The organism is Zoogloea sp. GDB6, assembly GCF_056724105.1.
Window position 1 is genome coordinate 583,843 of the sequence record NZ_CM161497.1, and the last position, 17,694, is coordinate 601,536.

Annotated in this window: 15 protein-coding genes; 7 read left to right on the forward strand and 8 right to left on the reverse strand. The window is 66.1% G+C overall.

Going from position 1 to position 17,694, the window contains the following annotated elements; genetic code table 11:
- Positions 1-103: 103 nt before the first annotated feature.
- The 7 genes from AC1PQG_RS02640 to AC1PQG_RS02670 all read right to left on the reverse strand — a co-directional run bounded on the left by AC1PQG_RS02640 (position 104) and on the right by AC1PQG_RS02670 (position 6,432).
- Positions 104-1,213, reverse strand: coding sequence for a DegT/DnrJ/EryC1/StrS family aminotransferase (locus AC1PQG_RS02640; RefSeq protein WP_481121125.1), 1,110 nt, complete (start codon positions 1,211-1,213; stop codon positions 104-106).
- Positions 1,210-2,433 (reverse strand): methyltransferase domain-containing protein, encoded by a 1,224-nt coding sequence (locus AC1PQG_RS02645; protein ID WP_481121126.1) that lies wholly within the window; start codon positions 2,431-2,433, stop codon positions 1,210-1,212. Before AC1PQG_RS02645 ends, AC1PQG_RS02640 begins: the two co-directional genes overlap by 4 nt.
- Positions 2,430-2,990, reverse strand: coding sequence for a dTDP-4-dehydrorhamnose 3,5-epimerase (rfbC, locus tag AC1PQG_RS02650; protein ID WP_481121127.1), 561 nt, complete (start codon positions 2,988-2,990; stop codon positions 2,430-2,432). Before rfbC ends, AC1PQG_RS02645 begins: the two co-directional genes overlap by 4 nt.
- A complete protein-coding gene (gene rfbG, locus AC1PQG_RS02655) occupies positions 2,987-4,045 on the reverse strand; it encodes a CDP-glucose 4,6-dehydratase (protein WP_481121128.1) in 1,059 nt (352 codons plus the stop codon). The genes rfbC and rfbG overlap by 4 nt, the downstream gene beginning before the upstream one ends.
- A complete protein-coding gene (rfbF, locus tag AC1PQG_RS02660; protein WP_481121129.1) occupies positions 4,042-4,815 on the reverse strand; it encodes a glucose-1-phosphate cytidylyltransferase in 774 nt (257 codons plus the stop codon). The genes rfbG and rfbF overlap by 4 nt, the downstream gene beginning before the upstream one ends.
- Positions 4,816-4,850: 35 nt before the next feature.
- Entirely contained in the window at positions 4,851-5,669 is an 819-nt protein-coding gene (locus AC1PQG_RS02665; protein WP_481121130.1) for a hypothetical protein, read from the reverse strand.
- A 106-nt stretch (positions 5,670-5,775) separates the two neighbouring features.
- On the reverse strand, positions 5,776-6,432 hold the full coding sequence (locus tag AC1PQG_RS02670) for an HAD family hydrolase (RefSeq protein ID WP_481121131.1): 657 nt from the start codon (positions 6,430-6,432) through the stop codon (positions 5,776-5,778).
- A gap of 86 nt (positions 6,433-6,518) precedes the next feature.
- On the opposite strand from AC1PQG_RS02670, the gene tcdA reads away from it, so the two are divergent.
- Positions 6,519-7,307, forward strand: coding sequence for a tRNA cyclic N6-threonylcarbamoyladenosine(37) synthase TcdA (tcdA, locus tag AC1PQG_RS02675; protein WP_481121132.1), 789 nt, complete (start codon positions 6,519-6,521; stop codon positions 7,305-7,307).
- Here the strand turns inward: tcdA and AC1PQG_RS02680 are convergent.
- Positions 7,282-8,127 (reverse strand): peptidoglycan DD-metalloendopeptidase family protein, encoded by an 846-nt coding sequence (locus AC1PQG_RS02680; RefSeq protein WP_481121133.1) that lies wholly within the window; start codon positions 8,125-8,127, stop codon positions 7,282-7,284. The two genes, tcdA and AC1PQG_RS02680, sit on opposite strands and share 26 nt — an antisense overlap.
- 110 nt (positions 8,128-8,237) lie before the next feature.
- Between AC1PQG_RS02680 and AC1PQG_RS02685 the strand changes: the two genes are divergently transcribed.
- The 6 genes from AC1PQG_RS02685 to AC1PQG_RS02710 all read left to right on the forward strand — a co-directional run bounded on the left by AC1PQG_RS02685 (position 8,238) and on the right by AC1PQG_RS02710 (position 17,675).
- Positions 8,238-8,603 (forward strand): sirohydrochlorin chelatase, encoded by a 366-nt coding sequence (locus AC1PQG_RS02685; protein ID WP_481121134.1) that lies wholly within the window; start codon positions 8,238-8,240, stop codon positions 8,601-8,603.
- Between the two features lie 154 nt (positions 8,604-8,757).
- Entirely contained in the window at positions 8,758-9,810 is a 1,053-nt protein-coding gene (locus tag AC1PQG_RS02690; RefSeq protein ID WP_481121135.1) for an efflux RND transporter periplasmic adaptor subunit, read from the forward strand.
- Between the two features lie 2 nt (positions 9,811-9,812).
- Positions 9,813-13,079: an efflux RND transporter permease subunit gene (locus tag AC1PQG_RS02695; protein WP_481121136.1), complete on the forward strand. Its 3,267-nt coding sequence runs from the start codon at positions 9,813-9,815 to the stop codon at positions 13,077-13,079.
- Positions 13,076-13,300, forward strand: a complete 225-nt coding sequence (locus AC1PQG_RS02700; RefSeq protein WP_481117352.1) for a YgaP family membrane protein — start codon at positions 13,076-13,078, stop codon at positions 13,298-13,300. The genes AC1PQG_RS02695 and AC1PQG_RS02700 overlap by 4 nt, the downstream gene beginning before the upstream one ends.
- 62 nt (positions 13,301-13,362) lie before the next feature.
- Complete coding sequence (locus tag AC1PQG_RS02705; RefSeq protein ID WP_481121137.1) at positions 13,363-16,773, forward strand: PAS domain-containing protein; 3,411 nt, start codon at positions 13,363-13,365, stop codon at positions 16,771-16,773.
- The gene (locus AC1PQG_RS02710; RefSeq protein WP_481121138.1) at positions 16,770-17,675 is read left to right on the forward strand and encodes a response regulator; all 906 of its coding nucleotides are present in this window, start codon (positions 16,770-16,772) and stop codon (positions 17,673-17,675) included. Before AC1PQG_RS02705 ends, AC1PQG_RS02710 begins: the two co-directional genes overlap by 4 nt.
- The last annotated feature ends 19 nt before the right edge of the window (positions 17,676-17,694 follow it).

Sequence of the window (17,694 nt, forward strand, 5' to 3'; positions counted from 1 at the left end):
GCGTCGCAGTACTCGTGTTATTTCCGGGATTGTAGGTGCAGGATGGTGCGAGACTCAGATGAACGGCATTTTCCCAATCATCCTCAGCCTGCCGCCGATGCCGCTATTGACCCAGGCAGCGCAGGATGACCGCCGTGACTCGCTCTTGATCAATGCTCGTCATGTCATGGTAGCTGGGCAGATTGATCGCCCGTCCCGGAAGGTCGAAGGCGTTGGTGTTGCCGCGGCGTTCCTCGAAGGGGGGCAGGCTGGAGAGCGGATGGAAGAACACCCGGGCATCGATGTGGTCTGCCGCAAATGCACTTTGCAGCTGTTCGCGTGTGACCCCCGTTTCGGGAGCGAAGACGACCGTGGGCATCCAGGCGCCGTTGATGCTTCCTTCGGGTTCCGGATTCATGGCAAGCCCTGCGTGGGAAGACAGTGCGTTGCGGTAATCCGCAAGAATCTGGCGTTTGCGCGTTGTCAGTTCATCGATGCGCTGCATCTGGCCGTAGCCGATGGCCGCCTGAAGGTTCGACATCTTGTATTTGAACCCGACTACCTCCGGCCAGAATTGCCGGCTTTGATTTCTCGCTCGCCCGTGATTGCTGAGGGTGAGGACGCGCTCGTAGAGTTCCGGGTCATTGGTGACGAACATGCCACCTTCACCGGTGGTGAGCGTCTTGGTGCCGTGGAACGAGAAGGTGCCGAAGCGGCCCATCGAACCGGCCCGCTGGCCACGGTAGACCGAGCCGATGGCTTCGGCGGCATCTTCGATGACGGGAATGCCGTGTTTTTCGCCGATGGCGAGCAGCCGGGGCATGTCGCACAGATTGCCGTACAGATGGACGGCGACGATGGCCTTGGTGCGTGGGGTGATGGCCTGTTCGACCCTGTCCGGGTCGAGGCACCAGGAGTCGGGCAGGATGTCGACGAAGACCGGATGCGCTCCCAGATGAACGATCGGGGCCGCGCTGGCGATCCAGTTCGTGTCGGCGAGGATGACCTCATCGCCCGGCCCGATGCCGAGTGCCGCCATGCCCATGTGGAGGGCCCCGGTGCAGCTCGAGGTGGCGATTGCATACTTGACGCCCAGATGGGACTTGAAGGCGTCTTCGAAGCGCTGGATGTACTCATAGCACCGTTCGCCCCAGCCATTGGCTGCCGCATCGCTTGCGTAGCCAATTTCCAGCTCGGTGATGGACGGCTTGGTGTAGTGAATGCGGGCGCTCATGTGATTTCCAGGTGCGGAACTGCCGTGACGAATTGCGTTCCCCGGGCGGCGAGATGGTGGTTTTGTGCCTTGACCTCAGCCGCGATGTTCCAGGGCAGGATGATCAGGAAATCGAGGTCGCACTCACACAAGCGGTCGGGGGACAGAATCGGAATATGGCTGCCCGGCAGGAATTTGCCCTGCTTGGCTTTGGCCGCATCGCATACGAAGGGCAGCAGGTCGGGCTTGATGCCGGCGTAGTTGAGCAGGGTGTTGCCCTTGGCTGCGGCGCCATAGGCGGCGAGCTTGCGGCCGGCGCGTTTCTGCTCGATCAGGAAGCTGAGGAAGTCGTCCTTGATGCGGTTGGCCCGTACCTGGAAGTCCTGATAGAGCGCCAAGCTGCGCAGGCCACGTCGTTCTTCCTCGGCGAGCAGGGCAGCGACTGCCGGCAATGTCGGGAACGATGCGTCGGTGTGGCAGGCGAAGACCCGCAGGCTGCCGCCATGAGTGGATAGCTCCTCCACGTCGTAAATACGCAGTCCGGCCGCTTGGAGGATTCTCTGCGTGGTGTATAGCGACAGGTAGGAGAAGTGCTCGTGATAGACCGTATCGAACTGCACGTGTTCGATCAGGCGCATCAGGTGCGGGAATTCGAGCGTGATGGTGCCGCTGGGGCGGAGCGCCGTCTTGAGTCCGTGGGCGAAGTCATTGATGTCCGGGACATGGGCGAACACATTGTTGCCGACGATCAGGTCTGCCTGTTGCCCCGAGGAGGCGAGCTGGCCGGCCAGGCGTGAGTCGAAAAAATCGCGCAGGACCGGGATGCCGAGGGCCTCGGCGGCGGCGGCCGTGCTGGCAGTCGGTTCGATTCCCAGGCACGGGATGCCGGCGGCCACGAAATTCCTGAGCAGGTAACCGTCGTTGGAGGCGATCTCGAGAACCAGGCTGTTGCTGTCGAGGTGCAGCCGTCGGGTCATGGCTTCCGCGTATCGTGCCGCATGGGCCAGCCAACTGCTGGAGGTGCTGGAGAAGTACGCATACTGTTCATCGAACAGTTCGCTGCTGTCGGTGTAATCCTCGGTCTGGACCAGCCAGCACTCCCCGCAGACGTGGGTGCGGAGCGGATAGTATTTTTCGGGGCGAGTCAGATCGGCCGTCGTCAGGTAGGCATTGGACGGGGGAGAGAAGCCGAGGTCGACAAAAGGATGGGTCAGCGGCGAGGCGCAGTGACGGCATTTCATGGCTTGATTCCGGCAAATCCTTCGGTCAGCGGCGGGTGGTCCTGATCTCTCGCCGAAAGCTCGGTGATTGGCAGAGGCCAGGGGATCGCCAGTCGCGGGTCTTCTGCATGGAGGCCATCCTCCGCGGCAGGAGCATAGGCGGCCGAGTGGCAATACAGCATTTCGACATCGTCGCTCAGGGTCTGGAAACCGTGGGCAAAGCCCTCGGGCAGCAGCAGTGCGCGGCCGTTATCGGCCGAGAGCTTTTCCGCGTGCCAGTGCAGAAAGCTTGCCGAGCTGCGGCGCAGATCCACCGCCACGTCCCACACCTTGCCGCGGATGCAGCGGACCAGCTTCATCTCGGCGTGGGGCGGGTGCTGGAAATGGAGGCCGCGTACAGTGCCGCGCCGGGCCGTGTAGGTGTGGTTGATCTGGGCTATCGGTTTGCTCCAGCCGGCGCTCAGCAGTTCCTCCGCGCAGAAGAGGCGCGTGAGGAAACCGCGTGCATCGCCGATGCGCTGCGCTTCGACGAGCTTCAGTCCGTCCAGCGGCAGGGGCGTGATCGTCAGCCGGTTCATGCCGCCGCCTCCCATGCGGCAATGTCGGCGGAGCACAGCGCTCGCGTATCGGCGCCGTCGCGTTGGGCGCGGTACCACGCCATCGTGTGCCGGACGGCGTCGTCGATGTGCCAGTGCGGCCGAAAGCCGAGAAGGCTTTGAGCCTTGGCCGAGTCCAGGCTCAGCAGGCCGGCTTCATGGGGGCCGGCGGGGCTTGCGCCGTAGTGGACATCCCCGCCGGCGTAGGCCTTCCGAGCGAGTTCGATCACGTCGCGGACACTCGCGACATCTGCCGTTGCGGGGCCGAAGTTGTAGGCACCGGCCAGTTCGGGCCGATCCCAGAGATGGTGGGCCAGGGCCAGATAGCCGGCGAGGGCGTCGAGGACGTGCTGCCAGGGGCGGACGGCGTCGGGGTTGCGGATGTCGAGTGTCTGCCCGCTCTGCCAGGCGCGCACGGCATCGGGAAGCAGGCGATCTTCCGACCAGTCGCCGCCGCCGATCACATTGCCGGCGCGTGCGCTTGCGACCGCCGTGCCGTGTGCCCGCAGGAACGCGTCGCGGTAGCTGGCAATGACCAGCTCGCTGGCGGCCTTGCTGGCGCTGTAGGGATCATGTCCGCCGAGTGCGTCGATCTCCCGGTAGGGCCATGGCCATTCTTCGTTGCGATAGACCTTGTCCGTCGTGATCATCACCGCGACGCGCAGTCCGTCGACGTGGCGAAGGGCGTCCAGGAGGTGAGCCGTCCCGAGCACGTTGCTCGAGAAGGTCGCGAGGGGATCCCGGTAGCTGGCGCGTACCAGTGGCTGGGCCGCCAGGTGGAAAACGATCTCGGGCCGGGCCTCGTGGACCAAGGCGGCAAGGGCGGCCGCATCGCGGATGTCGCAGAAATGGCTGTGGCCGTGTTTCCCGCCATCGTTAAGCGTGAACAGGCTGGGAGCGCTCTCGGGAGGCAGGCTGATGCCCGTGAGCTCCGCACCGAGTCGCTCCAGCCAGAGGGCCAGCCAGCTGCCCTTGAAACCGCTGTGGCCGGTCAACAGGACCCGCTTGCCGCGCCAGAAGTCCGGCCTGGGAATCACGACCAGACCTTCCAGGGCGCCTTGCCGGAATGCCAGAGATCTTCCAGAAAGTTCTTGTCGCGCAGCGTGTCCATCGGATGCCAGAAGCCGCGGTGTTCGAAGGCCATCATTTCACCGTCCTGGGCCAGTCGGGTCAGAGGGGCGCCTTCCCAACTGCACTGGTCGTTGTCGATGTAGTCGAGACACTTTGGCGAGAGCACGAAGAAGCCGCCATTGATGAGACCGCCGTCACCGCGGGGCTTCTCGATGAAGCTCGTGACCTGATTGCCATTGCACTCCAGGGCGCCGTAGCGGCCGGGTGGCAGCACCGCCGTCACGGTGGCGAGCTTGCCATGCTGGCGATGGAAGTCGATGGAGGCCTGGATGTCGAGGTCGCTGACCCCGTCGCCGTAGGTGAAGCAGAAGGCCTCGTCGTCCTTGACGTAGTCGGCCACGCGTTTCAGGCGACCGCCGGTGAGGGTGTCTTCCCCCGTATCGATCAGGGTCACCCGCCAGGGCTCCGCTTTCTTGTGATGCACTTCCATGCGGTTTTCTGCCATGTCGAAGGTGACGTCCGACATGTAAAGAAAATAGTTGGCGAAATACTCCTTGATCACGTAGCCCTTGTAGCCGCAGCAGATCACGAATTCATTGACCCCGTGGGCGGCGTAGATCTTCATGACATGCCAGAGAATCGGCTTGCCGCCGATGTCGATCATCGGCTTGGGTTTGAGGTGGGTTTCCTCGGAAATGCGTGTGCCCAAGCCGCCGGCCAGAATGACTGCCTTCATGGATGGTCCTTGATCAAAGTCCTGCGCCTGGTGAGTCAGGTGTTTGTAGTGCTGGCTGCGTAGGTGCGACCGTCTTCGATGATGCAGGTCATGTGGCCGAAGACCTCCGGTGGCGCGCCCTGGGGATAACGGCGCTTCAATTCGCGCATCAGCAGGAAGGAGCCAAGCCGTTCCGAAAGGAAACCCACGGCACGGATTTGATAGATGTTGTAGCCGCGGATGCGGCTCCCGTAAGTCTCCAGGAATGTTTTTCCCAGGGTGCTCAGCGCACTCAATGTTCCGGCAAGCCACTGGCGGGGATAGATCCCCAGTTCGCAGCCGCCCGGGATGATGACCTGTTCCCTGACGAAGTCGGCTGCCGCTGCCTTGTCGAGGATCCCGTTATTGATCGCGAGGGACGTGTAGTCGAGCAAATCGACCAGCTCGTGGACCAATGCATATTGGTGGAAGAGTCCGGTCGGGAAGTGACGGGGTTGGGCGAGGAGGAATTCATGTTCGCCCGTGGGACTCATCTCAGACGCATCCAGAGGCTCGGCTTCATGGCGTTCCATTTCCCGCATCGTCGGGTAGCTTTCGGAGGGGCGGCCGAGCGGACGACGCAGGATCGCTTTGCGATAGGAACAGATCCCCACCAACTGGTATTCCGGAGGCAGTTGTTCCAGAGCGCGGGGCAGTGCATAGGAACCCGCTGCGCCGAAGGAGAGGCTCCGGTTTTTGTGCCAGAAGTTGTGCAGCCGGCTGATGTGCAAGGGGCTTTCTTCTTCGTATTCGCCCAGGGCAATGGCATCGTCGAACCAGTAGGGGGGGAGCATTGGTTCTGCGTGCGAAATGCAGTAGCGGGTGATGGGCTTCATGTCCTGGCGGGCTGTCGGCGGGTGTGGGCTGTGGGTTTTTGTTACGGCACGAGGGCTGCCTGCTTTAATCGGCGGCGTGGTCCGGGTTCGGGAGGTGCCGGTCCGCTCAATCGAGCGTGAGCCCGGCAAGCATCCTGGCGGGTGACGCAGCGCAACGCCAGTGGGATTGTAGTGCTTCAGGTGACAGACTCCCGTAGCCCCAGGTGGCTGCGATGAAGGGCAAGCCGTTCGCATCGGCCGACTCCCCGTCCTCGCTGCGGTCGCCGATGTAGATGGCGCTGTTCTTCGGCAGTTCATGGTCGGCCAGCAGGCGGGCGATCATCGCGGCCTTGGTGGGCAGGCGCGGCTCGAACAGGTCCAGTGCGTAGATGTGGTCGAAATAGTCGAGCCAGCCCAGGTGGGCGAGGATCAGGCGGGTGGGGTGGATGCGCTTGTTGGTGGCGATGGACAGGGACAGGCCGGCCTCCCTCAGGGCTTGGAGCATGTCGCCGACGCCGGCGTAGGCGGCGGTCTGCTTGTAGCCTTCGCTGTCGTAGCTGGCTTTGAAACCGTCGGCGAGGCGGGCGATCAGCGCTGTGTCGGTGCTGCCGCTGAGCAGCTGCAGGGTTTCCAGCAGCGGCGGGCCGATGATGCTCTCGTCGATGGTGACGACCGGGCTGATGCCCACATGGGCGAAGGCGTCACGGAAGCTGGCCAGGATCGCCGGTGCGGAGTCGATGAGGGTGCCGTCGAGGTCGAACAGGATGTGGGTATAGCGGGGCATGGACGTGAATGCGTGATGAGCGGCAAGGACCCGGGATTATGGCCCCGTCGGGTATATTTGCGCGCCCGAACCGGATTTTGCGCACCATGGACACGACCGATCTCGACACCCCCGACGACTCCCGCCGCTTTGGCGGCCTGGCCCGCCTGTATGGCGGGGCCGGACGCGCCCGGCTGGCAGCGGCGCGGGTCTGCGTGGTGGGTATCGGCGGCGTCGGTTCGTGGGCGGCCGAAGGGCTGGCGCGCAGCGGCATCGGCGCGCTGACGCTGATCGACCTGGACCACGTGGCCGAATCCAACATCAACCGGCAGATCCATGCCTTGGACGCGACCCTCGGCCAGGCCAAGGTGGAGGCCATGCGCGAGCGCATCGCCGGCTACAACCCGGCCTGCCGGGTGGATGTGGTGGACGATTTCGTGACCATCGACAACACCGCCGAGCTGCTCGGCACCGGCTTCGACTACGTGGTGGATGCCATCGACGTGGTGCGCGTGAAGGTGGCGATGATCGCCTTCTGCCGGCGCGCCGGTGTGCCGGTGATCACCTGCGGCGCCGCCGGCGGGCAGATCGACCCGACGCAGATCCGCGTGGACGACCTGTCGCGGACCATCCAGGATCCGCTCCTGGCCAAGGTGCGCGGGCAGTTGCGCAAGGGCCACGGCTTTGCTCGCGACCCGAAGAAGAGGTTCGGTGTGGAGGCGGTGTTCTCCACTGAGCCACTGCGCTATCCGTCGTCCGACGTGGCCTGCGAGGTGTCGGTGGGGGGGCCGGCGGGCCTCAACTGCGCCGGCTTCGGCTCGGTGGTGACGGTAACTGCCAGCGTCGGCCTGTTCGCTGCCGCGCGGGTCCTCAACGGGCTGGCGGCGGCTCGATGAACAGGGCCGGGTCGACCGCTGCGCCGTTCAGATAGACGCTCCAGTGCAGGTGCGGGCCGGTGGCGCGGCCGCTGCTGCCGGATTGGCCGAGCACGTCGCCGCGGTGCACTGTCTGGCCGAGCTGGACGCCGGCCTTGTCCAGGTGGCAGACCATGCTGACGAAGCCCTGGCCGTGGTCCACGAAGACGGTTTTCCCGTTGAAGTAGAAGTCGTCCACCAGTGTCACCACGCCGTCGGCCGGGGCGCGCACGGCGGTGCCGGTGGGCACTGCGACGTCCAGCCCGGTATGCGGGGCGCGCGGCTCGCCGTTGAAGACCCGGCGCAGGCCGAAGCGGCTGGACAGGCGGCCAGCGGCCGGCAGCGCGAGGTCCGTGCGCGCCACCGCCACGTCGCGGAACTGGCTGCGGACGCTGATCTGGCGGTCCCGCTCGGCGTTGATGCGGTCCAGATCTTCGTCGTCGGGGGTGACCATCTTCGGGTTCTTGATCGTCAGCCGTTGTACCGGGTAGGCCTTGGCAGCTACGTGGAAGGGCAGGGGGCGTCGGGCTGCGTCGGGGCCGACTTCCAGGTACTGGTCACCGACCGGCGTGTCGAGGGGCAGGCCGACCAGTGCGTACCAGCCTCCCTGGCGCTGCTGCAGGAATACCGGGTGGCCGGCGTAGCGGACTTCAGGGCGGGGCGCGCCGGCCTCGGCGACGAGGATGGACGCGACGCCGCCGGGTACGGATTCAGGGCGCAGTTCGGCAAGGGCGGGGACGCTGCCGCAGGTCAGCAGGACGAGGGCGGCAGCGGCGTGCCGGAGGCGGGGTGGAATGGACATGGTGGAGCGGGAACGCAGTGGGGTGGGGATTTGACCATGTTCCACCTGCCGCGTGGATTAACATCGAGTATGGTCACATCAGTTTTGACGCAGACAGGCAGGAGCAGAAGATGACGCAGGAAGCGATCGTGTTGTTCGCCCATGGGGCGCGGGATCCGCAATGGGCTGAGCCGGCACGCCGGGTGGCGGCGGAGGTGCAGCGCTTGAGGCCGGACGCGCAGGTGACGGTCGCCTTTCTCGAATTGATGGAGCCGACGCTGGCCGATGCGGTGGAGGCGGCGGTCGCCGCCGGTGCGCGCAGTCTGCGCATCGTTCCGCTGTTCCTGGCCCAGGGCGGCCACCTCAAGCGCGATGTGCCGGTGCTGGTGGAGGCGGCCCGGGCGCGCCATCCGGATTGCCGCATCGAGCTGGTGGCGGCGGTCGGCGAGGACGACGGCGTCGTGCATGCGATGGCGGCGTATTCGGCTGGAGCCTGAAGCACTGGCGAGCGGTGCAGGTTGGTCGGGGCGGGTTAATTATTTACTCGCTAACCCGTGGATTCTGGTTGGTCTATAGACAATCCGTGAATTTACCTCCATAGAAGCCAGCGAGGGTCTTGACGCATTTAAATATTAGATTATTCTAATATTTATGTTCCGATACCTCCCTGCCCTGCGTGCCGGCCTGTTGGCCGGCCTCGTGTTCGCCCATGGGCCGCTGTTCGCGGCCGACGGCGCGGACGCCGTTCCCACCGTCCAGGTCCGTGCGCTGGCCCGTGCCGGCACCTACGTCAGCGAAGCCGTCATCGAGGCGGTCCGCCAGGCCACCGTGGCATCCCAGGTTCAGGGCCGCGTGCTGGAGGCCAAGGTGGATGCCGGCGCACGGGTGCGCCAGGGTGAGGTGCTGATGCGCATCGACACCCGCGAGGCCGACCAGGCGGTGGCCGGCGCCGCGGCGAACGTCGCGGCGGCCCAGGCCCGGCTCGGCGACGCCCGCCTGGGCCTTGAGCGGGCCCGCAGCCTGAGGGCGCGCAATTTCGTCAGCGCCGCCGCCCTCGACCAGGCTCAGGCCGCGTATGACGCGGCGCTGGCCCAGCAGAAAGCGGCCGAGGCCGGGCGGGCGCAGGCCGACGCCTCCCGCGGCTTCGCCACCGTCACCTCGCCGCTCAACGGTGTCGTCGCCCAGCGCCTCACGGAGGCGGGTGAAATGGCCCAGCCGGGGCGTCCGCTGTTGATCGTCTATGAGCCGGGTGGCTTGCGTGCGGTAGCCGACGTGCCCCAGGCCCGGCTGGCTGATTTGGCCAAGGCCGGCATGAAGGCACGGGTCGAGTTTCCCGAGTCCGGGCGCTGGCTCGATGCGGCGTCCGTCGTCGTACTGCCGGCGGCCGATCCGCGGACCCACACGGCCCGCGTGCGGGTGAACCTGCCTACGGATGTCACGGGCGTGGTGCCGGGTATGGCGGCGCGTGTGCATTTCGCGGTCGGCGAGGCACCGCGCCTGGCGGTGCCGGCGGCGGCGGTGCTGCGTCGCGGCGAGCTGACTGGCATCTACGTGGCGGACGGCAAGGGTGGCTTCAGTCTGCGCCAGCTGCGCCTCGGCAATGCACTGGACGACGGCAGCGTCGAGGTGCTGGCCGGCCTGGCCGGCGGCGAGAGCGTGGCCCTCGACCCGGTGCGTGCCGGCCTGGCCCGGAAGGCGCGCTAACCATGGGTATCGCCGGACGTCTCGCGGCGCTGTTCCAGCGTAACGCCCTCACGCCCCTGCTCGCTCTGGTACTGATGTTGCTCGGCGTGTTCGCCGCGCTGATCACGCCGAAGGAGGAAGAGCCACAGATCGACGTGACGATGGCCGACGTGATGGTGGCCTTTCCCGGCGCCTCGGCGAAGGACGTGGAGGCTCTCGTCGCACGGCCAGCGGAGCAGGTGTTGTCGCGCATCGCCGGTATGGATCACGTGTTCTCGGTGTCGCGCCCGGGCATGGCGGTGATCACCGTGCAGTTCAAGGTCGGCGTGAAGAATCAGGACGCCATCGTGCGCCTGTACGACACCATCCACAGCCACCGGGACTGGATTTCTCCCGAGCTCGGCGTGGCCGAGCCGCTCATCAAGCCGAAGGGCATCGACGACGTGCCCATCGTCGCCCTTACGCTGTGGACGCGGGACGAGGCCCGCTCGGCCTTCGACCTGCAGCAGGTGGCGCAGGCCGTGGAGGTCGAACTCAAGCGCGTCAAGGGTACCCGCGACGTCAGCACCATCGGTGGCCCCGGTCACGTGCTGCGCGTGCTGCTCGATGTGGGGAGAATGAACGCCTTCGGCATCACGCCGCAGGACCTGAAGGGCGCGCTGCTGCTCGCCAATGCGTCCCAGCCGAGCGGCGTGCTGACCCGTGCCAACCAGGAGGTGCTGGTGCAGACCGGCACCTATGTGGAGAGCGCCGCCGACGTGCGGCGCCTGGTGGTCGGTGTGTCCGGCGGCAAGCCGGTGCATGTGGCCGACGTGGCGACGGTGCTCGACGGGGCGGACCAGCCGTCCCGCTATGTGTGGCACGGCCTCGGCAAGGGCGCGCCGGAGGCCGGCGCGGCGGCCGGCGAGCGCTTCCCGGCGGTGACCCTGTCCATCTCCAAGAAGCCGGGCGAAAACGCTGCCGACGTGGCCGACGGCGTGATCCGCCGCATCGAGGCCCTGAAGGGCAGCATCGTGCCGGACGGCGTCGAGGTGACGATCACCCGCAACTACGGCGCAACGGCCACCGAGAAGGCGGACAAGCTGATCGGCAAGCTGGTCTTCGCGACCTCGGCGGTGGTGCTGCTGGTGTTCTTTGCGCTCGGCAAGCGCGAGGCGGTGATCGTCGGTGCGGCGGTAACCCTGACCCTGGCGGCGACGCTGTTCGCGTCCTGGGCCTGGGGCTTCACCCTCAACCGGGTCAGCCTGTTCGCGCTGATCTTCTCCATTGGCATCCTGGTGGACGACGCCATCGTGGTCGTCGAGAACATCCACCGTTGGCACGCCCTGGAGCCGGGCAAGCCCTTGTGGCAGCTGATTCCGAAGGCGGTGGACGAGGTCGGCGGGCCGACCATCCTGGCCACGTTCACGGTGATCGCGGCGCTGTTGCCGATGGCCTTCGTCAGCGGTCTGATGGGCCCCTACATGAGCCCGATCCCGATCAATGCGTCGATGGGCATGTTCATCTCGCTGGCAGTGGCCTTCGTGGTGACCCCCTGGCTGGCCGGCAAGCTGATGAAGGGAGGGCACGTTCCAGTAGATGCGCAAACGCCGCCGGACCACGGCCCCGACCGCCTCACCCGCCGCCTCGAAGCCCTGTTCCGCCGCCTGATGACGCCGCTGCTCGATCCCGTCCGTGGCGGCCGCGCACGTGCCAAGCTGTGGTTTGGCGTGGTGCTGGCGATCGCCCTGTCGGTGTCGCTGGCGGTGGTGCAGTTGGTGGTGCTGAAGATGCTGCCCTTCGACAACAAGAGCGAGTTCCAGGTGGTCCTCGACATGCCGGTCGGCACGCCGGTCGAGGCCACTGCCGAGGTGTTGCGAGAAATCGGTGCCGAGCTGGCCAAGGTCGATGAGGTCACCGACTTCCAGGCTTACGCGGGTACCGCGTCGCCGATCAACTTCAACGGCCTGGTCCGCCAGTATTACCTGCGTGCCCAGCCCGAGATGGGTGACATCCAGGTGAACCTGGTGGACAAGCATCACCGCAGCCGGCAGAGCCACGAGATCGCGGTGAGCGTGCGCGACGCGGTGGCTGCCATCGCCAAAAAGCACGGCGGCAATGCCAAGGTAGTGGAGGTGCCGCCGGGGCCGCCGGTGCTGTCGCCGATCGTCGCCGAGGTGTACGGCCCCGATTACGCCGGGCAGGTCGCAGTGGCCGGCAAGCTGCGCGCGGCTTTCGAGGCCAGCGCGGACATCGTCGGCGTGGATGACACGGTGGACGAGGCTGCGCCCAAGCTGGTGCTGCGCGTCAACCAGGCCAAGGCGGCCCAGCTCGGCGTGGCGCAGGCCGACATCGTCGAAGTGGTTCGGCTGGGCCTCGGCGGCGAGAACGTCACGCCGGTGCATGGCGGCGACAACAAGTACGAAATCCCGGTGCGCCTGACGCTGCCTTCGGAAGACCTGGCGGGCATCGAGCAGATCCTGCAGATGCGTGTCCGAGCCCGCGCAGCGGAGGCCGGCGGCGCGTTGGTGCCGGTGTCGGAGCTGGTCCAGGTGGAGCCGACGCGGCGGGAGCAGGTGATCTACCACAAGGACCTGCTGCCGGTGGTCTATGTGACCGGGGACATGGGTGGCAAGCTGGATTCGCCGCTGTACGGCATGTTCGACATCCGTAGCCGTGTGAAGGACCTGCCGTTGGTCGGTGAGCGCCTGGCCGGCACCCTGGGCGAGTGGTTCATCCACCAGCCGGACGACCCCTACGCGGCCTACGCGATCAAGTGGGATGGCGAGTGGCAGATCACCTACGAGACTTTCCGCGACATGGGCGCTGCCTACGCGGTAGGCCTGGTGCTGATCTACGTGCTGGTGGTGGCCCAGTTCCGCAGCTACCTGGTGCCGCTGATCATCATGGCGCCGATCCCGCTGACCCTCATCGGCGTGATGCCGGGGCATGCGCTGCTGCACAGCCAATTCACCGCTACCAGCATGATCGGGATGATCGCGCTGGCCGGCATCATCGTGCGCAACTCGATCCTGCTGGTGGATTTCATCGACCAGCAGGTGGCGGCCGGCGTGCCGATGGCGGAGGCCACCATCCATGCGGCGGCGGTGCGTGCCAAGCCGATCGGCCTGACTGGCCTGGCTGCGATGATCGGCGCGCTGTTCATCCTCGACGACCCGATCTTCAACGGGCTGGCGATCAGCCTGATCTTCGGCGTGCTGGTGTCCACGCTGCTGACCCTGATCGTCATCCCGGTCCTGTACTTTGCCGCCACCCACGGGCGCGGCGCGCACGGCGGAGAGCCCTCATGAAGCTGAACATCAACCAGTGGGTGCGCGTTTTTGCCGGCACCTTCGTACTCGTCTCCCTCGGTCTCGGCGTAGAGGGCAGTCCCTTCTTCGTCAGCCACAACTTCCTGTGGTTCACCGCCTTCGTCGGCGCCAATCTGTTGCAGAGCGGCTTCACGCGCTTCTGCCCGCTGGAGAACATCCTGCGCAAGTTCGGCGTCAAGGATGAGGTCGGCTGCCGCTGAGATTGTGGCGAGGCGTGGCGGCGCCTCAAGCTTTGGGGCCGCAGGCCGTACACCTGCGGGTCATGAGTCCGATACCCGCAACCCCGTCGAGCCGCATCCGGGCCGTCCTTCGCCACCTGTGCAGCCTGCCGGGTATGGAGCGGCGCTGGTTCGGCCTGGTCCTCGGGCTTGGGCTGCTGCTTACCGGCTGGGGCTGGTCCTACCTGCGTAACCAGGATGCGGAGTTTGAGCAGGCCCGCCACGAAGCGGCGGCCGATCGGCTGGAGCACCAGCTGAAGGAGCGTTTCGGCAAGGTCGATTTCATCCTGCGCGGGGTCACCGGGATGTTCTCCGCCCAGAACCTCGTCGAGCGGCGTGAATTCGAGACCTACGTGGCCGGCCTGAAGCCGACCGAGGCGCTGCCCGAGGTGCTGGGCATCGGCTTTGCACGGCGCGTCGAAGCGCTCCGCATCCCGGCCATCGAGGCCTTGCTGTCGGCCAGCTACGGTAAGCCGACCCGCGTGCTGCCGCGGCCCGATCCGCGGGTCCAGCGCCTGAGTTTTCCGCTGGTATATCTATGGCCGCTCAGCGATCGCGCAGATAGCGTGATCGGTCTGGATGGCTACGCCGACCCGGTACGTCGGTGGGCGATGGACGCCGCGCTGAAGTCCGGCGAGATGGCGATGAGCGCTCTCGCCGAGCTGACGGGAATGGATTCTGCCGAAAGGGTGCCCGGCGTCGTGCTGTACCGGGCGGCGAGACCGGTCGACGAACTCGGCGCCAGCGACGGGGATGTTGCCGATGGACTTGTGGTGCTCGCTATTGCGGTGAGGCCGATGTTCGACACGCTGCGTGTGGCGGCGATCGCTGGCTACGATCTGGTGGTGGATGACGTCACCGACGCGATACCTCGACGCGTCTACTCGGACGTGGCTACCATGCAGGTGTCGCCGGTGGTGGTGCGGGAAGTGCGCTTCGGCGAGCGCGACTGGCGCCTGTCGATTCTGGCACCGCCAGCAACGAGCCAATGGGCGACATCCACGCTGGCCGCCTTGGGAGGCAGTGTGGCCAGTGTGTTGCTGGCCCTTGTGGTGGCCAGCCTGGCCGGGCAACAGAAGCGGGCCGAGAGTCTGGCTGCCGACATGACCCGGGAACTGTGCGCCAGTGAGAAGCGCTTCGAGCTGGCCGTCTCGGCGACGGACGAAGGAATCTGGGAGTGGCAGGCCGACCGCCGCGAGATCTTCCTGTCGCCACGTTGCGACCGCCTGCTGGGCTACCCGGAGGGCGGCTTGCCGCGCAGCGGACGCGGCATCCTGCGTTCCATGTCGGTGTCGGGGCGGCGCGATTTCATCGCCGCGTTCCGGGGCTTGATCCGTGATACGCGTGCCCTCGACTGCGTGGTGCCGATTGCCCGCGTCGACGGCAGCATCGGCTGGTTCCATCTGGCCGGCAAGGCCGAGTTCGATGTCGCTGGGAAGCCCATGCGGACTGCCGGTGCCGCGTCCGATGTCACGGCCCTGCGGCGTGCCCGCCAGGCCGTAGTGGATTCCCATGCCCGTCTCGATGCGTTGTACCAGCACGCGTCCCTCGGTATGGCCCTGATCGACGCCGAGGGGCTTTACCAGCAGGCCAATCCGGCTTTTTGCCGCATTACCGGGTATTCGGAGGACGAACTGCGCGCCGGCTGCGAACTGGAGCCTGGAGCGAAGGCCGATGGCGGCCCGGCTGGAGCGCCGACGGTCATCGCCAGCGCCCGCGAGACCGAGTTCGTACGCAAGGACGGGCGACGCGTACCGGTGCTGGTGACGACCACGGTGGTCGGCGGCAGTGACGGTCAGCGCTGGCTGATCGTCGAGGACGTGACGGCCCGCAAGGCCGAGCAGCAAGCCATCCAGGAGGCCCATGCGACCAACGAATCGCTGATCGCCGCGATGCCCGACATGCTGTTCCAGCTCAATGGCGAGATGCGCATCGTGCGCTACCACGCGGACAGCCGGGAAACCCTGTCGATGCCGCCGGAGGCTTTTCTCGGCAAGCGCCTGGACGAATCCCTGTCGCCGGACATGGCACGCCGCTTCGCCGAGGCGGCCCAGGCCGCGTCGCTCAGCGGGCTGTTGCAGCGTGTCGAGTACACGTCCGCCCGTGGGGGCCGCCAACGCCATTTCGAAGCGCGCTTCCGGGCCGTGCGCACCGGCGGGGCACTGGCGGTGATTCGCGACGTTACCGATCTCAAGGAGACCGAACTGGCCCTGCGCGAAAGCGAGGCCCGCTGGCAGTTTGCGCTGGACGGCGCCGGCGACGGGGTGTGGGACTGGAATATCGCGAGCGGCAAGGTCTTCCGCTCCCCGCGCTGGCTGAGCATGCTCGGCTATGGGGCGGAGGAGGCCGAGGAGAGCGGCAAGGAGTGGGCGTGGCGGGTCCATCCCGACGACCTGTCGGGGCTGCTGGCGGCCCGCGATGCGCATCTGCGCGGGGATACGCCCTATTTCACGCACCAGGCGCGGCTGCTCTGCAGGAACGGCAAATACAAATGGGTGATGGCGCGCGGCCTGGTAGTGGAGCGCAACGACAACGGCCGGGCGTTGCGCATGATCGGCACGCAGACCGACATCGACGAAGTGAAGGCCCGCGAGGCGCAGATCCTCGACCACAACCTCGACCTGGCCACGTTGGTGGAGGCGCGCACGCGGGATCTGCAGGCCGCCAAGGAGGCTGCCGAGGCAGCCAACGAGGCCAAGTCGATTTTCCTGGCCAATATGTCCCATGAGTTGCGCACGCCGATGCACGGCGTGCTCAGTTACGCCCGCCTCGGTGAAAGCCGCATCACCCAGGCTGGTCACGAGAAGCTGCGCGGCTATTTCCATCGCATCCGGGTCAGCGGCGAGCGCTTGCTGCTGTTGCTCAACGACCTGCTCGACCTGTCCAAGCTGGAGGCTGGGCAGATGGTGTTGAATCTGCAAGCGGTCGACATGTCCAGGGTGTTGCAGGACGGCTTGAGGGAGTTCGAGGCGCTCTTCCAGGCCCGCGCACTGCAGGTGCGTGTCGAGCAGGACGCCGAGTTGCCGCGTATCAACGGGGACGCGGCGCGCTTGGGGCAGGTGGTGATGAATCTGCTGTCGAATGCCGCCAAGTTCACGCCGGAGGGCAAGGGCATCCTGCTGTCCCTGCATGTCGGTCGGCTGTCCGATGGCGCTGCCACGCCGGTTGCGCAAGACGGCTCTGCGCTGGTGTTCTGCGTGTCCGACGAAGGGGTGGGCATTCCGGTGGGGGAGCTCGGCGCGGTCTTCGACAAGTTCGTGCAGAGCAGCCGGACCCGTACCGGCGCCGGGGGAACGGGGCTGGGGCTGGCGATCTGCCAGGAGATCATCGCCGCTCATGGCGGATTCATCCGTGCGCGCAATAATTCGGCCGGCGGTGCAGAATTCATCGTCGCATTGCCGTTGGCCGAACAGGACAGGCCGACGTTGGCAGAGGCCAAAGAAGGAGAAACATGAACAAGGCAAGAATATTGGTCGTAGACGACGAGCCTTTCAATCTGGATATCGTCGGTGAATACCTGGATGAAATGGGCTTCGAACTGGTGATGGTGGATTCCGGCGAGGCGGCCTGGCAAGCCTTGAGTCAGCCGGACTCTCGCTTTGACTTGGTCCTGCTCGACCGCATGATGCCGGGCATGGACGGCATCAGCGTGCTGCGCCGGATCAAGAGCGACGAACGCCTGCGTTCGATCCCGGTGATCATGCAGACCGCCGCGACCTCACCCGAACAGGTCCGCGAAGGGTTGGCGGCCGGGGCCTTCTACTACCTCACCAAGCCTTTCGAGGGCGAAGCGCTGCAGACCATCATCCGCTCCGCCCTTGACGACATGCGCGTGCGTCGCGAGCTGACGGCCAGTCTGGCTGAGCAGGCGCAGGCCTTCCGCTGCATCAAGGAGGGCGAATTCCGCATCCGAACCCTCGAAGAGGCGCGGGTACTGGCCTCCTTCATCGCCTTGCTGGGGCCACAACCGGACATGCTGGCGATGGGCTTGTCCGAACTTTTGGTGAACGGCGTCGAGCACGGAAACCTGGGAATCGAATTCTCCGAGAAGAGCCGCCTGCGCGAGAGCGACAGCTGGGAAGAGGAGATCACCCGGCGGCTCGCGCTGCCGGAAAACCGGGACAAGGTCGTGCGCTTGCGCGTGCGCAGCGACGACAGCCGCTGGGTGTTCGAGATCCGCGACGATGGCGAAGGCTTCGATTGGCGCCAGTTCCTCGATTTCGATCCGGAGCGTGCCTTTGCCCCCAACGGGCGTGGCATCGCGCTGTCCCGCCAGCTGGCCTTTGCGAGCCTGACTTACCTGCCGCCGGGCAACCAGGTGGTGGTCACGGTTCCCAAAGTCCAGGGCCTGGTCTGATACGTACTGGATGGATATT